This window comes from Streptomyces panaciradicis (genome assembly GCF_023516615.1).
GTDB classification, from domain to species: domain Bacteria; phylum Actinomycetota; class Actinomycetes; order Streptomycetales; family Streptomycetaceae; genus Streptomyces; species Streptomyces panaciradicis.
This window is the reverse complement of record NZ_JAMGBF010000332.1, coordinates 1-626: the sequence shown is the minus strand read 5'-3', so window position 1 is coordinate 626 and position 626 is coordinate 1. Positions and strand designations below refer to the sequence as shown.

At 69.5% G+C, this 626-nt stretch carries 1 protein-coding gene; it reads right to left on the bottom strand.

All coding sequences use genetic code 11. The annotated features are described in order from the left end of the window. The coding region (locus M8J74_RS44225; RefSeq protein WP_249841778.1) for a ferrochelatase at positions 1-626 on the bottom strand (626 nt) is incomplete at both ends.

Here is a 626-nt window from a genome sequence, read left to right as displayed (position 1 = left end):
TGCTGGGCGACGTAGGCGCCGCCCTCGCCGTGGCCCTCGACCGGGCCGGAGGTGTCCGCCGAGGCCGTGGGGATGGAGTGCGTCGAGAACGCCAGATGGGCGCCGGCCCGCACCTCCTCCGGCAGCTCGTCCAGCGCGCGCAGCACGCCCTCGATCACGGGCTCCACGAAGCCGGCGTGGTTGAAGTAGTGGCGCAACTTGTCCACCCGGGGCAGCTCGCGCCCCTCGGCCTGAAGAGCGGCCAGCGCGTCGGCCAGGTTCTCGCGGTACTGCCTGCAGCCCGAGTACGACGCGTAGGCGCTGGTGGCCAGCACCAGGATGCGGCGGTGCCCGTCGGCGGTCATCTCGCGCAGGGTGTCGGTCAGATACGGGGCCCAGTTGCGGTTGCCCCAGTAGATCGGCAGATCCAGACCGTGGTCGGCGAAGTCCTTGCGCAGCGCGTCCAGCAGCGCACGGTTCTGGTCGTTGATGGGACTGACCCCGCCGAACAGGAAGTAGTGTTCGCCGACCTCCTTCAAACGTTCCCTGGGGATGCCCCGGCCACGGGTGACGTTCTCCAGGAACGGGATCACATCGTCCGGGCCCTCGGGACCACCGAAGGACAGCAGAAGCAGGGCGTCGTAAGG